Below are 15,579 nucleotides of genomic sequence, written 5' to 3' on the forward strand. Positions count from 1 at the left end.
TGATCACGCCCCGCATAGGGGTGTTGATTATTGGCGAATCGCCGCCATAGGTGTATAAGTACAAGCTATTGAATCACCCTTTTTGATTGGTCCCCGAATGACGCTCACTGAATTGAAATACATTGTCGCGGTAGCTCGAGAGCGCCACTTCGGACGGGCCGCGGAAGCCTGCTTCGTGAGCCAGCCGACCCTTTCGGTCGCCATCAAGAAGCTCGAAGACGAACTGAATGTGCAGATCTTCGAGCGCGGCACGAGCGAAGTGAGCGTGACGCCCATCGGCGAGCAGATCGTGACGCAAGCGCAGCGTGTGCTCGAGCAGACGCTCGCGATCAAGGAAATCGCCAAGCAGGGCAAGGACCCGCTCGTGGGGCCGCTGCGCCTCGGCGTGATCTACACGATCGGGCCGTACCTGCTGCCCACGCTCGTCAAGCAGATGATCAAGCGCGTGCCGCAAATGCCGCTCATGCTGCAGGAGAACTACACGCTCAAGCTCATCGAACTGCTCAAGCAGGGCGAGATCGACGTGGCGATCATGGCGCTGCCGTTCCCCGAAACCGGCCTCACGCTGCGGCCGCTCTACGACGAGCCGTTCGTTGTGGCGCTGCCTTCGGGCCATGCTTGGGAACAGCGTCCGAAGATCGACCCGGACGACCTCAAGCAGGAAACGATGCTGCTGCTCGGCAGCGGCCATTGCTTCCGCGACCACGTGCTGGGCGTGTGCCCGGAACTGATGCGCTTTTCGCAAAACGCCGACGGCATCCAGAAGACCTTCGAAGGCTCGTCGCTGGAAACCATCCGGCATATGGTCGCGAGTGGTGTCGGCATTACCGTGCTGCCGCGCATGTCGGTGACCGAGGTGAAGCCGCACGCGGGCGGCGTCGATTCCGGGCTGCTGTCGTACGTGCCGTTCGACGAGCCGGTGCCGGACCGCCGCGTGGTGCTCGCATGGCGCAAGAGCTTTACGCGCATGCCGGCGATCGAGGCGATCGTCGACGCCATTCACGCCTGCGAGTTGCCCGGCGTGAAGAAGATCGAGGCGCCCGCCGAGGCGGCCTGACTGTCATCGCGCCCTGCGCTTTCGGGCTGCGCGGCGCGTTTTCCTCTCTGGCGCGGCATTCGCCCGCGCCACAGTTCCCTCTCCTTACGTTTCTTGCGACCCCAATAATCAACGTCTATTCGATAGATTAAATAAATCAAATTATCGATATCGATAGTATTTGATACAGTTTCCTCCAACCGACACCAACCGGCAACCCAACTGGAGGAAGCGATGCAAACCACCCACTCGAACACGCCCGCACCCAGCACCTCGGCACGCGCCGATTCCGGCCTTCGCACCGTGTGGTTCTCGCTGCTTGTTGACCGCGCGTTGTCCGCCTGACGCTCTCGCGCCAGCGCGCCGCAGCATTCACCGCATTCCAGAACACACCCGCAAGCAAGAAAGGAATCCAGCATGACCGACCGTACTCTCACCTCGGCAGCCGGCGCACCCGTCGTCGATAACCAGAACTCCCTCACCGCGGGCCCGCGTGGCCCCGTGATGCTGCAAGACGTGTGGCTGCTCGAAAAGCTCGCACACTTCGATCGCGAAGTAATTCCCGAGCGCCGCGTGCACGCGAAGGGCTCGGGCGCGTTCGGCACGCTCAAGGTCACGCACGACATCTCGCGCTATACGAAGGCCAAGGTGTTCGGCGAAGTCGGCAAGGAAACGCCGCTCTTCATCCGTTTCTCGACCGTGGCGGGTGAGCGCGGCGCGGCCGATGCGGAGCGCGACGTGCGCGGCTTCTCGATCAAGTTCTATACGGAAGAGGGCAACTGGGACATCGTCGGCAACAACACGCCGGTGTTTTTCATTCGCGATCCGCTCAAGTTTCCGGACTTCATCCACACGCAAAAGCGCGATCCGCGCACCAACATGCGCAGCAACGTGGCCGCGTGGGACTTCTGGTCGCGTCACCCGGAGTCGTTGCATCAGGTGACGATCCTCATGAGCGATCGCGGCATTCCGAAGAACTATCGCCAGCAGCACGGTTTCGGCTCGCACACGTTCTCGTTCATCAACGCGAATAACGAGCGCTTTTACGTGAAGTTCCACTTCAAGTCGGCGCAGGGCGTCGAGAACTACAGCGATGCCGAAGCGGCGCAGGTGGTTGCTCATGACCGCGAATCGGCGCAGCGCGATCTGTTCAACGAGATCGAGAAGGGTAATTTCCCGAAGTGGCACTTCCGTATTCAGGTGATGCCCGAGGCCGATGCGGCGAACGTGCCGTACAACCCGTTCGACATCACGAAGGTCTGGCCGCACAAGGACTATCCGTTGATCGACGTCGGCACGATCGAGTTGAACCGCAATCCGCAGAACTATTTCGCCGATGTCGAGCAGGCCGCTTTCACGCCGGCGAACGTGGTGCCGGGCATCGGCTTCTCGCCGGATCGCTTGTTGCAGGGGCGGTTGTTCTCGTATGGCGACACGCAGCGCTATCGGCTTGGTGTGAACCATCACCAGATTCCGGTGAATGCGCCGCGTTGCCCGTTCCTCTCGTTCCACCGCGACGGCGCCATGCGCACCGACGGCAACCTGGGCGGCAACGTGAACTATGAGCCGAGCCGATTCGGCGACTTCGCCCAGCGTCCGCAGGCCGGTGAGCCGCCGCTCGCCGCGGGTGCGGTCGATCACTACGATCACCGCGAAGACGACGACTACTACAGCCAGCCGGGCGCGCTGTTCCGGCTCTTCGACGCGGGACAGCGCGAACGGCTTTTCGCGAACATCGCGCGACACATCAGCGGTGTGCCCGCGGAGATCGTGGCGCGCCAGATCGAGCACTTCCGCCGCGCCGATCTGGCGTATGCGCAAGGCGTGACCGACGCGATCGCGAAGCTGGCTAAATAAGGTGGAAGGCGCGGTTTGTTGTCACAACGCCGGGACAACGAGCCGCGCCCGAAGCAGGACTTCCAGGAAGCACCGAAGCACCAAAGGAGCACGATCATGACCCGAACGATGACGATGACCCTCAGGACCGTGGGACGAGGCGAGGCCGCCACGATGGCGCGCACGCGCGCGGAAGGCACGCAGATCGTGCGCCGCGTGGTGGGTTTCGCGATTGTGGCGAGCGGCTTCGTGGCGATCGCCATGCAAGCCCTTGCGCACTTCACGGGGCACTAAACGTGCTGCGCACGTTGCTCGGCAGTAGGGCCGGATGAACCGGGTTTCCGATATTTCCAGGCTACACTGACGGCCGATCGAGCGTTCGCGCGCCATTATCGAGAGGCGCCAGGCGACGCAACCGGATCGCAACACGCACGCGTAGTCTCACTGCTACACAAGGAGTCGTCATGGCCAAAAAAGCAACCGTACAGCACGTGAACATCGGCATCAGCGACAAGGATCGCAAGAAGATTGCGGATGGTCTCTCGCGCCTGCTCGCAGACACCTACACGCTGTATCTGAAGACGCACAACTTCCACTGGAACGTGACGGGGCCGATGTTCAACACGCTCCATCTGATGTTCGAGGGGCAGTACAACGAACTCGCACTGGCCGTGGACGCAATCGCCGAACGCATTCGTGCGCTGGGCGTGCATGCGCCGGGCAGCTACAAGGAATTCGCGAAGCTCTCGTCGATTCCCGAGGCGGACGGCGTGCCGAACGCGGAAGACATGATCCGCCAACTGGTGGAAGGCCAGGAAGCCGTGGTGCGCACCGCGCGCGCGATCTTCCCGTCGACGGAAGCGGCCAACGACGAACCGACCGCCGACCTGCTCACGCAACGCATGCAGACGCACGAAAAGACCGCGTGGATGCTGCGCTCGCTGCTGGCTTGATGCGCAGCGGCGCAGCGGCATAGCGGCGCCGCACGGGAAGGGCAGTGAAAGGCCCGCCGGACGTCCGGCGGGCCTTTGTATTTTGCGCGGGTGAGGCACGCGGCAAGGGCGCGGGCGGCAAGGCGGCGCCCTGGCCTACAATAGCGGCATCGCTTTTCCCGCCCCGATCATGTTCGCCCGACTCCCGCTCTATTTGCGGCTCGTCCGCATGGACAAGCCGATCGGCAGCCTGCTGCTGCTGTGGCCGACGCTCAACGCGCTCTGGATCGCCTCCGACGGCCGTCCGCCGCTTTCGCTGCTGATCATCTTCACGATCGGCACGGTGCTCATGCGCTCGGCGGGCTGCGCGATCAACGACTACGCCGACCGCGACTTCGACCGCCACGTGAAGCGCACCGCCGAGCGCCCCATCACGTCGGGCCGCATTCGCGCCTGGGAGGCGGTAGCGATTGCCGCGGGTCTCGCGCTCGTGTCGTTCCTGTTGATCCTGCCGCTCAATGCGCTCACGAAGCAGCTTTCGGTCGTGGCGCTGTTCGTGGCGGCGTCGTATCCGTTCACCAAGCGCTTCTTTGCGATTCCGCAGGCGTACCTGGGTATCGCGTTCGGCTTCGGCATTCCGATGGCGTTCGCCGCCGTACAAGATCACGTGCCTGCGCTCGCATGGATCATGCTGATCGCGAACGTGTTCTGGTCCGTCGCCTACGACACCGAGTACGCCATGGTCGATCGCGACGACGACATCAAGATCGGCATTCGCACCTCGGCGCTCACGTTCGGCCGGTTCGACGTGCTCGCGATCATGCTCTGCTACGCGGTGACGCTTGGCATTTACGTGTGGGTGGGTTTGACGCTGGGCTTCGGCTGGCTTTACTGGCTCGGCTGGGCGGCAGCGGCGGGTTGCGCGATTTACCACTACACGCTGATCAAGGGCCGCGAGCGCATGCCGTGCTTCGCCGCCTTCCGCCACAACAACTGGTTGGGCGGCGTGCTGTTCGTGGGGATCGCGGCCCATTACGCCATCGCGGGACTCTAGGGCCCGATCGGCTCCAGACAAAAAGCGCCGGGTGCACGACACACCCGGCGCTTTTTTTTAGGACGCTGCGGCAAGCTTACTGCTTGCCGAATTCCTCGCCCATTTCCTTCGCGCGCGCATCGGCCGCGAGCGCGCCCTTGACGATGGCGGCCTTCACGCCCGATGCGTCGAACGACGCGAGCGCGGCGGCCGTCGTGCCGCCCTTGGAGGTCACGCGCTCGCGCAGCACGGCGGGCGGCTCGTCCGATTGCAGCGCGAGCTGCGCCGCGCCCGCGAACGTGGCGATGGCGAGCGCGCGGCCTTGCTGCTCGTCCATGCCGAGCTGACGCGCCGCTTCTTCGAGCGCTTCGATGAAATAGAACACGTAGGCCGGGCCGCTGCCCGAGATGCCCGTGACCGCGTCGATCTTCGCTTCGTCGTCGAACCAGACCGTTTGGCCCACGGCGCCGAGCACGTCGGACGCGAGCTGGCGGCCCGCCGCGTCCACGCCGCTGCTCGCGACGAGACCGGTTGCGCCCATGCCGATCAGCGCGGGCGTGTTCGGCATCGTGCGCACGACGCGCGCATGGCCGTTCAGCCAGCGCGACAGGTCGTCGATGCGAATGCCGGCCATGATGCTGATGACGACCTGATGCGCGCCGAGGTGCGGGGCGATGCCTTCGGCCACGGCTTTGGCGATTTGCGGCTTCACAGCGATCAGCACCGCGTCATACGACGCGAGCGCGGCGTCCGCTGCGGCGCCGGTGCGCACGCCGAACTGCTCGGCGCTGCGCTTGCGGGCGTCCTCGTTCGGATCGATCGCGTACAGATTGTCGGCGGGAACGCCCTTGCGGATCAGACCGCCGATGAGCGCGGCGGCCATGTTGCCGCCGCCGATGAAGGCAATTTTCATGGTGATGGAATCGTTCAATGAATCAGTGAGAGTAGTCGCGCGCGCCGAAGATCGCGGTGCCGACGCGCACGATCGTCGCGCCTTCGAGCACCGCGGCTTCGAGGTCGGCCGACATGCCCATGGAGAGCGTGTCGAGCGCGAGGCCTTCTGCGCATAGCGCTTCGAACAGCTCGCGCAGTTGGCGGTGCGGCGCGCGTTGCGCCTCGAGCGAGGTTTCCGGCTCGGGAATCGACATGAGCCCGCGCAGGCGCAGGTTGGGCAGGGCGGCGATTTGCTTGGCGACCTGCTGCGCTTCTTGCGGGGTGACGCCGCTCTTGCTGGCCTCGCCGCTCACGTTGACCTGGAGGCAGACGTTGAGCGGCGCCATGCCGGCGGGACGTTGCGCCGAAAGGCGTTCGGCAATCTTCAGACGATCGACCGAATGGACCCAGTCGAAACGCTCGGCCACGGGGCGTGTCTTGTTCGATTGGAGCGGCCCGATGAAATGCCATTCGATGCTCGCGCGCAGGTCGGCGAGCGCCTCGATCTTGTCCACGGATTCCTGCACGTAGTTCTCGCCGAACGCGCGCTGGCCGGCAGCGTGAGCGGCACGTACGTCCTGCGCGGGAAACGTTTTCGAAACCGCGAGCAACTCCACGCTTTGCGGGTCGCGGCCGGCGTTGCGGGCGGCGGCGGCGATGCGCTCGCGGACAGCTTCGAGATTGTGGGAAAGATCGGTCATCGGGCTTGAAGGCTGGCGCGTAACGTGGCTCACGCCGCTTTTGGATCCAAAACGAACAGAACGACGGCCATTATACGGACTGCGCACGGCGCGAAACACTGGCCAGAAAGGCTATACCGAATGGCCGACTGTTGGCGTGCCGTGCGCTTCGTTACGCTGGTTCCGTTCCCGATAGCTCAATTCGTCGCCAGCATATGTTCGACCAGTTCAATCCAGTGCGTGACCGGAATCGCCGTGCCGCTTTGCAGGTGCGTGATGCAGCCTATGTTGGCGGAAACGATCAGTTGCGGCTCCAGCGCCTGCAGCCGGTCCACTTTCTGGTTGCGCAGCGTATAGGAAAGGCGCGGCTGCATGATCGAATAGGTGCCTGCGGAGCCGCAGCAAAGATGGCTGTCGGCGGGCAGCCGCACGTCGAGTCCGAGCGCGGTGAGCAGTTTTTCCACCCCGCCGCGCAACTGCTGGCCATGCTGCAGCGTGCAGGGAGGATGCCAGGCCACCGTTTTGATGCCGCGCCGTCTCGTCGCGGCCACGAGTTGTTCCTCGAACGCGGGCAGCAGCTCCGAAAGATCGCGCGTGAGTTCGACCACGCGGCGCGCTTTCTCCGCATAGGCCGGGTCGTCGCGCAACAGGTGCGCGTATTCCTTCACCGTCGCGCCGCAGCCCGAGGCGTTCATCACGATCGCCTCCACGCCTTGCTCGATGTACGGCCACCAGGCGTCGATGTTCGCGCGCACGTCGTCGAGCGCATCGTCGGCGTAGCCCATATGCAGGCGGATCGCGCCGCAGCAGCCCGATTGCGGCGAGACGATCGTCTCGATATCCAGCGCATCCAGCACGCGTGCGGTGGCGATATTGATGTTCGGCATCATCGAGGGCTGCACGCAGCCTTGCAGCATCAGCATCTTGCGCGCGTGTTTTGCCGTGGGCCACGCAAGCGAGCGCTGGCGCACGGGCACCTTGTCGCGCAGGCGCTTGGGCAGAAGCGGGCGCACCTGCTGGCCAAGGCGCATGGCCGGCGTGAAAAGCGCGCGGCGCGGCAGCAGGCCCGCGAGCAGGCGGCGCATGAGGCGCTGGCGCAACGGCCTTTGCACCATCTGTTCGGCGTGCTTGCGGCCCACTTCCACGAGGCGCCCGTACTGCACGCCCGAAGGGCAGGTCGTCTCGCAACTGCGGCACGTGAGGCAGCGGTCGAGGTGCGTGAGCGTGCTCTTCGTTACGGGCGCGCCTTCCACCATCTGCTTCATCAGATAGATGCGCCCGCGCGGGCCGTCCAGTTCGTCGCCGAGCAACTGATAGGTCGGGCAGGTCGCGGTGCAGAAGCCGCAATGCACGCACTTGCGCAGGATCGCGTCGGCTTCGTCGCCGTCGGGGGTGTTGCGTATGAAGTCCGCGAGGTTCGTCTGCATCGCCGCGTGTGGTTGTCGTCAGAAGTCGGAATACAGCCGGCCGCGATTGAAGATGCGGGCCGGGTCGAAGGCGGCCTTCAGACCGCGATGGATCTTCATGAGCGGCGCGGGCAAGGGCGTGAAGACGCCCGCACTGCGGTCGTAGTCGCGCCCCGTGCGGAACATCGTGGCATGACCGCCGGCTTGCTTCGCGCTGATGCGTACTGTTTGCGCGTCGGTTTCCGTGATCCACCAGCGCTGCGCGCCGCCCCACTCCATGAGTTGCGCGCCGGGCAGTTGCAAGGGCTCCGCAATCGAGGGCAGCGCGAGCCGCCACAACGCCGCATTCGGTGCGATCGAGGCAAAGAACGGATCGGTCTGCTCGCGCAGGCCCGCCCAGAAGCGCTCGGCCTCCACGGCGTCCACCACCTCACCGCCCAGGCTCGCGCGCGCGGTTTTCACGGCCGCTTCCGCGCCGGCGAGGCGTACCGCGAGCGTTCCGTTGCGCCAGGCGCTCGCCGTCATCGGCAGCGGGCGGCCGCCCCATTCGTTGAGCTTGCGCACGGCGTCGGTGCCGTTCATGTCGAACTTGAGCGTGGTTTCCGCTTGCGCAACCGGCAGCACCTTCACCGAAAGCTCCAGCAGCAGGCCGAGCGTGCCGAGCGACCCCGCCATGAGCCGCGAGACGTCGTAGCCCGCCACGTTTTTCACTACCTGGCCGCCGAAATGCAGCACCTCGCCGTGGCCGTTCATGAGCACCGCGCCCAGCACGAAGTCGCGCGGTGCGCCCGCGCTCGCCCGCCGGGGCCCGGCAATGCCTGCGGCGATGCAGCCGCCGAGGGTGGCCTGGGCGCCGAAGTGCGGCGGCTCGAACGCGAGCATCTGGCCGTGGGCCGCAAGCGCCGTTTCGATTTCGACAAGCGGTGTGCCGGCGCGGGCCGTGATCACCAGTTCGGCCGGGTCGTACGCGATGATGCCGCGGTGTGCGCGCGTGTCGAGAATCTCGCCCTCGAGCGACTGGCCGTACCAGTCCTTGGTGCCCCCTCCGCGAATGCGCAACGCCCGCCCATCGGCGCTCGCTGCCCGGATGCGTTCGGACCAGTCCGAGACGATGTCGTCCTCTTCCATGTCGTGATGGTCGCGCTCGTTCGTTATATGGTTCGCTCGATTGTACTGAGCGAACCTCGCCTGACAACCCGGAGCGGACCCTCATGCGGGTCACGCGAAACGCATAAATGGCGCGATGCTTTGCGCGTGTTTGTGGGTCTATCTGTGCGTCTGTCAGAAGCGCGGCAATTCAGGGTGCGGCAGCAGATTCCCTCGCACGTGCATGCGCCCGTATTCGGCGCAGCGCGCTCGCGTGGGGATCCCCTTGTCGGGGTTCAGCAGTCTGGCCGGGTCGAACGCGTGTTTCACCGCGTGAAACGCATCGCGCTCCTGCGGCGAGAATTGCACGCACATCGAATTGATCTTTTCGATGCCCACACCGTGCTCGCCCGTCACCGTGCCGCCCAGTTCTACGCAGGTTTCGAGAATGTCCGAGCCAAAGGCCTCTGCGCGGTGCCATTCGTCGAGGTCATTACCGTTGAAGAGAATGAGCGGGTGCATGTTGCCGTCGCCCGCATGGAATACGTTGATGCAGCGCAGCCCATACTGCTTTTCCATCTCGTGGATGCGCGCGAGCAGCGGCCCGATCGCGCGGCGCGGTACCGTGCCGTCCATGCAGTAATAGTCGGGCGAAATGCGGCCCGCCGCCGGAAACGCGTTCTTGCGGCCCGACCAGAAGCGCAGGCGTTCTTCCTCGGTGCGCGAGATCTGGATGCGCGTGGCGCCATGCTCGCGCAGCACCGTGGTCGTGCGCGCGATTTCGTCGGCGACTTCCTCGGGCGTGCCGTCGGCTTCGCACAGCAGGATCGCGGCGGCGTCGAGGTCGTAGCCGGCGTTCACGAACTCCTCCACGGCGCGCGTGGCTGGCTTGTCCATCATCTCCAGGCCCGCCGGAATGATGCCCGAGGCAATGATGCCCGCTACGGCGTCGCCACCCTTCACGACATCGTCAAAGCTCGCCATGATGACCTGCGCCGTTTGCGGGCGCGGAATCAGCTTGACGGTCACTTCGGTAACGATCGCGAACATGCCTTCGCTGCCGATCATCACCGCGAGCAGATCGAGGCCCGGCGCATCGGGCGCAAGCGAGCCGAATTCGACGATCTCGCCATCCATCGTCACGGCGCGCACGCGCAGCACGTTGTGCACGGTGAGACCGTACTTGAGGCAGTGCACGCCGCCCGAATTCTCCGAAACGTTGCCGCCTATCGTGCAGGCGATCTGCGAGGAGGGATCCGGCGCGTAGTAGAGGCCGAAAGGCGCCGCCGCTTCGGAAACGGCCAGATTGCGCACGCCAGGCTGTACGGTAGCCGTGCGCGCGTAGGGATCGACTTCGAGAATGCGCTTGAAGCGCGCGAGCGAGAGCACGATGCCGTGCCGGATCGGCATGGCGCCGCCCGACAGGCCGGTGCCCGCGCCGCGCGGCACGACCGGCACGTCGAGCCGCCGGCAGATCTGCACGATGCGCTGCACCTGCGACTCGGTTTCCGGCAGCGCCACTGCGAGCGGCAGCCGCCGGTAGGCGGCAAGGCCGTCGCACTCGTAGGCAACGGTGTCCTCCTCGCGATGCAGCAGGCAATGTGCCGGCAGCACGGCCATCAACGCCTGGACCACCTCGCGCTGACGCTGCGCGAGCGCCTCCGGGCTCAGCTCGGGCAAGTTCGCGTCTGGTGCGTTCATGTCTCCTCCCGTCTGTTGCGGTTGTTTGCGCTCGCTAAGCGCTTTTGCGCGCGTGTCGCGCTTGCTCGTCGGTTACGCCGCCCAGCTGAAGATCTTGCCCGGATTCATCAGGTTGTGCGGATCGAGTGCGTGCTTGATCGCGCGCATCGTGTCGATCGTGTCCGCGCCGTGCTCCTCTACGAGAAAGCCCATCTTGTGCAGACCCACGCCGTGCTCGCCCGTGCAGGTGCCGTCCATTGCGATCGCGCGCTGCACGATGCGGTGGTTCAGGCGCTCGGCCTCGTCGATCTCCTCGGGCTTGTCAGGATCGATCAGGATCGCCACGTGAAAGTTGCCGTCGCCCACGTGGCCGACGATCGGGCAGGGCAGCGGCGAGGCTTTGAGGTCGGTCTCGGTCTCGATCACGCATTCGGCGAGGCGCGAGATCGGCACGCACACGTCGGTCGTCACGGCGCGGCAGCCGGGCTTGAGCTGAAGCATCGCGAAGTAGGCGTTGTGGCGTGCGTTCCACAGGCGGCTGCGGTCCTCGGGGCGCGTGGCCCATTCGAAGCCTTCGCCGCCATGCTGTGCGGCAAGCTCCTGCACGAGCTGTGCTTGCTCCGCGACGCCCGCTTCGGTGCCGTGAAATTCGAAGAAGAGCGTGTGCTTCTCGCGCAGCGTGAGATTCGAATGCTTGTTGATCGCGCGCACCGCGAGCGAGTCGATGAATTCCACGCGCGCGATCGGCACGCCGATCTGAATCGTTTCGATCACCGTGCGCACGGCCTCGGCCATCGAAGGGAACGCGCACACCGCTGCCGAGACCGCCTCGGGCTGCGGGTAGAGCCGCACCGTAATTTCGGTGATCACGCCGAGCGTGCCTTCCGAACCCACGAAAAGGCGCGTGAGGTCGTAGCCTGCCGAGGACTTGCGTGCGCGCGTGCCGGTTTTGACCACGCGGCCGTCGGCGAGCACGGCGGTCAGGCCGAGCACGTTCTCGCGCATCGTGCCGTAGCGCACGGCATTGGTGCCCGAGGCGCGCGTGGCCGTCATGCCGCCGATGCTCGCATCGGCGCCCGGGTCGATCGGGAAGAAAAGACCCGTGTCGCGCAGCGCTTCATTGAGCTGCTTGCGCGAGATGCCGGGCTCGACCGTCACGGTGAGGTCTTCGGCGTTGATCGAGAGCACGCGGTTCATCTGCGAGAGGTCGATCGACACGCCGCCCTGCACGGCCAGCAAGTGACCTTCCAGCGACGAACCGTTGCCGTAGGGAATGATCGGCACGCCATGACGGGCGCACAGCTTGACGACGGTCTGAATGTCCTCGGTGCTCTGCGCGAACACCACGGCGTCGGGCAGTTGCGGATCGAAGGGAGACTCGTCGCGGCCGTGGTGGGCGCGCACGGCTTCCGAGGTGGAGACGCGTTCGCCGAACGCGCTACGCAGTTGATCGAGGAGTTCGGCGGGGAACGGGCGGCGTGCGAGGGCCGGCGGCGCGGGGTGATTCACGCGGGTGTCTCCTTCGTATGGGTATGACTTCTGGCGTGGACCATTTTACGCTGAACGTCCGGGGCGCAAAGCCGCGCTCCCTTTGCTGCGACGCATCAAACCTATAATGGCCGCCGGATGTGCGCGCTTTCTGTGGCGCTGGGCGCGCGTCATGCGCGAACTGCGCGAATTTTTCGCCTCGGAGGGCACAACATGGGCAATCGCCTGAGCAAGATCGCAACGCGCACCGGTGACGACGGCTCAACGGGTCTCGGCGACGGCAGCCGCGTGCGCAAGGACGACGCGCGCATCGCCGCGATCGGCGACGTCGACGAACTGAACTCGCAGATCGGCGTGTTGCTATGCGAGACGCTTCCCGACGACGTACGCGAGGCGCTCGTCGCCATCCAGCACGACTTGTTCGATCTGGGCGGCGAACTGTGCATTCCGGGTCACACGCTCGTGACTGACGAACACCTCGCGCGGCTCGACGCCTGGCTCGCGCATTACAACGGCACGCTGCCGCCGCTCAAGGAATTCATTCTCCCTGGCGGCTCACGCGCTGCCGCGCTCGCCCATGTGTGCCGCACGGTGTGCCGGCGCGCCGAGCGCGCTGTCGTCGCACTGGGCGCGGCGCCGAACTCAGGCCCGCCGCTCGCCGATACGCCGCGCCGCTACGTCAACCGGCTCTCCGATCTGCTGTTCGTGCTCGCGCGCGTGCTTAACCGGGCTGGGGGAGGCAGCGACGTGCTTTGGCGGCACGACCGCGGCGCAGGCAAGGGCGAGTAGGGAATAAAAGGGCGCAAGCAGCGCGTCATCGCCGAAAGGGACTGTCTCACGCACCGCAAAAGCCCTGCCGAATTCCGCCCCCACGGCCATCCGCCGCGAATTCACACCTCGCGCAATCCGCAGATTGCCGGGGTGCGACAAAATGCCCGGATCTGGCTGCCTCGTTAAAGATGTATCTTATGTGCATCTTTAACGAGGAGAAGCTGCAAATGACTGCGCTCACCGCCGACCAGATGGCCCGCGTGAAGGCCACTGCACCCGTTTTCGCCGAACACGGCGCCACGATCACCAAGCATTTCTACAAGCGGATGTTCGCCGCGCACCCCGAGCTCAAGAACATCTTCAACCAGACGCACCAGCAAAGCGGCAGTCAGCCCGAAACGCTCGCACGCGCGGTCTATGCCTACGCGGCGAACATCGACAATCTGGGCGCGCTCGGTGGCGCGGTCACGCATATCGCGCACAAGCACGCGAGCCTGAACATCCGTCCGGAGCACTATCCGATCGTCGGCCGCCATCTGCTCGGCGCGGTCGTGGACGTGCTCGGCGACGCCGTGGACCAGCCCACGCTCGACGCCTGGGCCGTGGCCTACGAGCAACTCGCGAACATCATGATCGGCACCGAGGCGAAGCTGTACGAGGGCGCCTCGTGGAGCGGCTTCCGACCGTTCAAGGTGATGCGCAAGCAAGTCGAAAGCGACGAAATCACCTCGTTCTATCTCGCGCCGGCCGACGGCGCATCCGCAGGCGGCTTCGAGCCGGGGCAGTATGTGAGCGTGACGCGTTTCGTCGACAAGCTTGGCGTGGACCAGCCGCGTCAGTACAGCCTTTCGGACGCGCCTCACGGCAAGTGGCTGCGCATTTCGGTGAAGCGCGAAGCCGGCCGAGGCGAGGCACAGCCGGGCCACGTGTCGAACCTCATGCATGACGGCGTGGAAGAGGGCGCGGTGGTGCACGTGAGCGCGCCGATGGGCGAGTTCACGCTCGATCGCAAGAAGACGACGCCGGTCGTGCTGATGAGCGGCGGCGTGGGCATCACGCCGATGAAGTCGATGCTCTCCACGTTGATCGCGGAGCGCAGCGAGCGCAAGGTGACCTTCGTGCACGCATGCCGCAACGCAAAGGTGCACGCATTCCGCGACTTCCTGCGTCACGCTGTTTCCGAGTACCCGAACGTCAAGCGCGCGGTGTTCTACGAAGAAGTCGGCGCAAACGACCGCCGCGGCGTGGACTACGACTTCGAAGGGCGCATCGATATCGGCCGCATCGAAGCCGACGTGCTGCTGCCCGACGCCGACTACTACCTGTGCGGCCCCGTGGCGTTCATGCGCGAGCAGCGCGAGGCGCTCGTTGCCCGCGGCGTCGACGCCTCGCGCATTCACACGGAGATTTTCGGCTCCGGCATGCTGTAACGGCGCGCACTGGTGTTAACCATTAGTAGACCGAATGAAAAGACGCCGCGTGAAAACGCAGCGTCTTGCGTGTGAAGCAGTCAATCGTGTATCGATTTGCAACGGAATTCATTCGGTCGAAGCCCGCCTGTTGACCGCGCGATACCCCGATGGCGAAATCGAGAGCCTGCGCCGGAAGATGCGCGCAAGGCGCTCGCCGCGCGGCACGCCGCAGCGTTGCGCGATCTCGTCGATCGGAAGATTGGTTTGCGCGAGCAACAGGCAACTCGCATCGAGCCGGGTACGCAGCAGGTATTCGGACGGCGTGAGTCCCGTTTGCGTCTTGAAGTGGCGCAGGAAGTTGCGCATGCTCATCTGCGCGACACGCGCCGCATCGGCGACCGAGATCGGCTGATGGTAGTTCTCGCGCAGCCAGTGAGCAGCCGAGTTGATCTTGCCGTTTGCGCTGTCCGCTTCGCCATCGTCGAGCATAGGGCCGAGCCGCTCCCACGAGCCCGGCATCGAGTCCTCGGAAACGCGCTGCGCAAGCGCCACGCCGTGATTGCGCTTGACCACCTTCAGCGCCGCGACGAGTGCTTCGGAAGGCGTCACGACCGAAGCGCCGGCGTTGCGCGCTTCCAGCGCGCGGCGCAGCCGCTGCGCCGAGTTCGCCGTATTGCCGCCCGTGCGCAGGAAGGGCACGTCGGCGGCGGCGAGCACGGCGCGTCCCTCGCCGAGTGCGCGGATGATGCGCACTTTCGGTGCGAGCATCTGAAGCCGTGTGATGAGCCGCGGATTGTCGCGCGCCATCATCGCACCGGGGCCGCCGGCGATGAACAGTGTGTCGAAGCCGCTGCGCAGCGGGCCATGCAGGCTCTCGGACCAGATCCGCAGACCGCAGCCGCTGGCCACGTTGCCACCAGGCTCGGACAGCATCACGACCGAATAAGCAGGAAGCGTGTCGGCGCAGGCATCGTTCGCGAGACGAAACACGTCGGCGAGCAAGGTCACATCCCCGAGCGGGAAGCCCTCGAAAACCAGGATGCCTATGCGTTTGGCCACGTGTCCGAACTTCAAGTGAGCGCCGCGCGGCTGGAAAGCGGCTTGCCGGCAGACCACCCTGTCGATGTACATGGCCGGTTCCTCGCGCAGAAAGGATTCGCAGGAGTACGTTGCGCTTTTGCGCCGCGCGCCCTGATCCGGCTGTGTGGGGCTGTTACATGCGGTCACATCACGCTCTCGGGATTCATGATAGGCCGGTGCGCCCCTGACGCACGGCGCAGTCTGAA

The 15,579-nt window shown here is 65.2% G+C and carries 15 protein-coding genes; 7 read left to right on the forward strand and 8 right to left on the reverse strand.

Features of this window, described 5'->3' with window-relative positions:
* The first annotated feature begins 97 nt into the window (after positions 1-97).
* Positions 98-1,057, forward strand: coding sequence for a hydrogen peroxide-inducible genes activator (locus U5A58_RS07850; protein WP_069268466.1), 960 nt, complete (start codon positions 98-100; stop codon positions 1,055-1,057).
* Here U5A58_RS07850 and U5A58_RS07855 read toward each other — a convergent pair.
* Complete coding sequence (locus U5A58_RS07855; RefSeq protein ID WP_321961006.1) at positions 1,000-1,455, reverse strand: hypothetical protein; 456 nt, start codon at positions 1,453-1,455, stop codon at positions 1,000-1,002. The genes U5A58_RS07850 and U5A58_RS07855 overlap by 58 nt on opposite strands.
* Here U5A58_RS07855 and U5A58_RS07860 point away from each other — a divergent pair.
* From U5A58_RS07860 to ubiA, 4 genes are all read left to right on the forward strand, one after another.
* The gene (locus U5A58_RS07860; protein ID WP_321961007.1) at positions 1,454-2,893 is read left to right on the forward strand and encodes a catalase; all 1,440 of its coding nucleotides are present in this window, start codon (positions 1,454-1,456) and stop codon (positions 2,891-2,893) included. The two genes, U5A58_RS07855 and U5A58_RS07860, sit on opposite strands and share 2 nt — an antisense overlap.
* 96 nt (positions 2,894-2,989) lie before the next feature.
* Positions 2,990-3,166, forward strand: coding sequence for a hypothetical protein (locus tag U5A58_RS07865; RefSeq protein ID WP_321961008.1), 177 nt, complete (start codon positions 2,990-2,992; stop codon positions 3,164-3,166).
* 170 nt (positions 3,167-3,336) lie between these two features.
* Entirely contained in the window at positions 3,337-3,825 is a 489-nt protein-coding gene (locus U5A58_RS07870) for a Dps family protein (protein ID WP_158756997.1), read from the forward strand.
* Between the two features lie 169 nt (positions 3,826-3,994).
* Positions 3,995-4,858, forward strand: coding sequence for a 4-hydroxybenzoate octaprenyltransferase (gene ubiA, locus U5A58_RS07875; RefSeq protein ID WP_321961009.1), 864 nt, complete (start codon positions 3,995-3,997; stop codon positions 4,856-4,858).
* Positions 4,859-4,934: 76 nt separating this feature from the next.
* Here the strand turns inward: ubiA and proC are convergent, their stop codons facing one another.
* The 6 genes from proC to U5A58_RS07905 form a co-directional block, all read right to left on the reverse strand.
* A complete protein-coding gene (gene proC, locus U5A58_RS07880; protein WP_321961010.1) occupies positions 4,935-5,750 on the reverse strand; it encodes a pyrroline-5-carboxylate reductase in 816 nt (271 codons plus the stop codon).
* A gap of 22 nt (positions 5,751-5,772) precedes the next feature.
* A complete protein-coding gene (locus U5A58_RS07885; RefSeq protein WP_321961011.1) occupies positions 5,773-6,471 on the reverse strand; it encodes a YggS family pyridoxal phosphate-dependent enzyme in 699 nt (232 codons plus the stop codon).
* Between the two features lie 176 nt (positions 6,472-6,647).
* Entirely contained in the window at positions 6,648-7,877 is a 1,230-nt protein-coding gene (glcF, locus tag U5A58_RS07890) for a glycolate oxidase subunit GlcF (protein ID WP_321913145.1), read from the reverse strand.
* An 18-nt stretch (positions 7,878-7,895) separates the two neighbouring features.
* A complete protein-coding gene (gene glcE / locus U5A58_RS07895) occupies positions 7,896-8,984 on the reverse strand; it encodes a glycolate oxidase subunit GlcE (RefSeq protein WP_321913144.1) in 1,089 nt (362 codons plus the stop codon).
* 153 nt (positions 8,985-9,137) lie between these two features.
* Positions 9,138-10,643: an FAD-linked oxidase C-terminal domain-containing protein gene (locus U5A58_RS07900; RefSeq protein ID WP_321913143.1), complete on the reverse strand. Its 1,506-nt coding sequence runs from the start codon at positions 10,641-10,643 to the stop codon at positions 9,138-9,140.
* 72 nt (positions 10,644-10,715) lie between these two features.
* The gene (locus U5A58_RS07905) at positions 10,716-12,131 is read right to left on the reverse strand and encodes an FAD-binding oxidoreductase (protein ID WP_321961012.1); all 1,416 of its coding nucleotides are present in this window, start codon (positions 12,129-12,131) and stop codon (positions 10,716-10,718) included.
* 192 nt (positions 12,132-12,323) lie between these two features.
* On the opposite strand from U5A58_RS07905, the gene U5A58_RS07910 reads away from it, so the two are divergent.
* Together U5A58_RS07910 and hmpA are read left to right on the forward strand one after the other, a co-directional pair.
* A complete protein-coding gene (locus U5A58_RS07910) occupies positions 12,324-12,899 on the forward strand; it encodes a cob(I)yrinic acid a,c-diamide adenosyltransferase (protein WP_321961013.1) in 576 nt (191 codons plus the stop codon).
* A 209-nt stretch (positions 12,900-13,108) separates the two neighbouring features.
* Positions 13,109-14,311 (forward strand): NO-inducible flavohemoprotein, encoded by a 1,203-nt coding sequence (hmpA, locus tag U5A58_RS07915; RefSeq protein ID WP_321913140.1) that lies wholly within the window; start codon positions 13,109-13,111, stop codon positions 14,309-14,311.
* Between the two features lie 108 nt (positions 14,312-14,419).
* On the opposite strand, the gene U5A58_RS07920 is transcribed toward hmpA, so the two are convergent.
* Complete coding sequence (locus U5A58_RS07920) at positions 14,420-15,424, reverse strand: GlxA family transcriptional regulator (protein ID WP_321913139.1); 1,005 nt, start codon at positions 15,422-15,424, stop codon at positions 14,420-14,422.
* Positions 15,425-15,579 lie beyond the last annotated feature (155 nt).

Origin of the sequence: Paraburkholderia sp. J7, from assembly GCF_905220155.1 — a bacterium.
Lineage (GTDB): Bacteria > Pseudomonadota > Gammaproteobacteria > Burkholderiales > Burkholderiaceae > Paraburkholderia.

Bases quoted from the DNA above. Each gene is read 5' to 3' on its own strand.
- U5A58_RS07850 (WP_069268466.1), top strand. From the start codon at position 98: ATGACGCTCACTGAATTGAAATACATTGTCGCGGTAGCTCGAGAGCGC.
- U5A58_RS07860 (WP_321961007.1), top strand. From the start codon at position 1,454: ATGACCGACCGTACTCTCACCTCGGCAGCCGGCGCACCCGTCGTCGAT.
- U5A58_RS07855 (WP_321961006.1), bottom strand. From the start codon at position 1,455: ATGCTGGATTCCTTTCTTGCTTGCGGGTGTGTTCTGGAATGCGGTGAA.
- U5A58_RS07865 (WP_321961008.1), top strand. From the start codon at position 2,990: ATGACCCGAACGATGACGATGACCCTCAGGACCGTGGGACGAGGCGAG.
- U5A58_RS07870 (WP_158756997.1), top strand. From the start codon at position 3,337: ATGGCCAAAAAAGCAACCGTACAGCACGTGAACATCGGCATCAGCGAC.
- ubiA (WP_321961009.1), top strand. From the start codon at position 3,995: ATGTTCGCCCGACTCCCGCTCTATTTGCGGCTCGTCCGCATGGACAAG.
- proC (WP_321961010.1), bottom strand. From the start codon at position 5,750: ATGAAAATTGCCTTCATCGGCGGCGGCAACATGGCCGCCGCGCTCATC.
- U5A58_RS07885 (WP_321961011.1), bottom strand. From the start codon at position 6,471: ATGACCGATCTTTCCCACAATCTCGAAGCTGTCCGCGAGCGCATCGCC.
- glcF (WP_321913145.1), bottom strand. From the start codon at position 7,877: ATGCAGACGAACCTCGCGGACTTCATACGCAACACCCCCGACGGCGAC.
- glcE (WP_321913144.1), bottom strand. From the start codon at position 8,984: ATGGAAGAGGACGACATCGTCTCGGACTGGTCCGAACGCATCCGGGCA.
- U5A58_RS07900 (WP_321913143.1), bottom strand. From the start codon at position 10,643: ATGAACGCACCAGACGCGAACTTGCCCGAGCTGAGCCCGGAGGCGCTC.
- U5A58_RS07910 (WP_321961013.1), top strand. From the start codon at position 12,324: ATGGGCAATCGCCTGAGCAAGATCGCAACGCGCACCGGTGACGACGGC.
- hmpA (WP_321913140.1), top strand. From the start codon at position 13,109: ATGACTGCGCTCACCGCCGACCAGATGGCCCGCGTGAAGGCCACTGCA.
- U5A58_RS07920 (WP_321913139.1), bottom strand. From the start codon at position 15,424: ATGTACATCGACAGGGTGGTCTGCCGGCAAGCCGCTTTCCAGCCGCGC.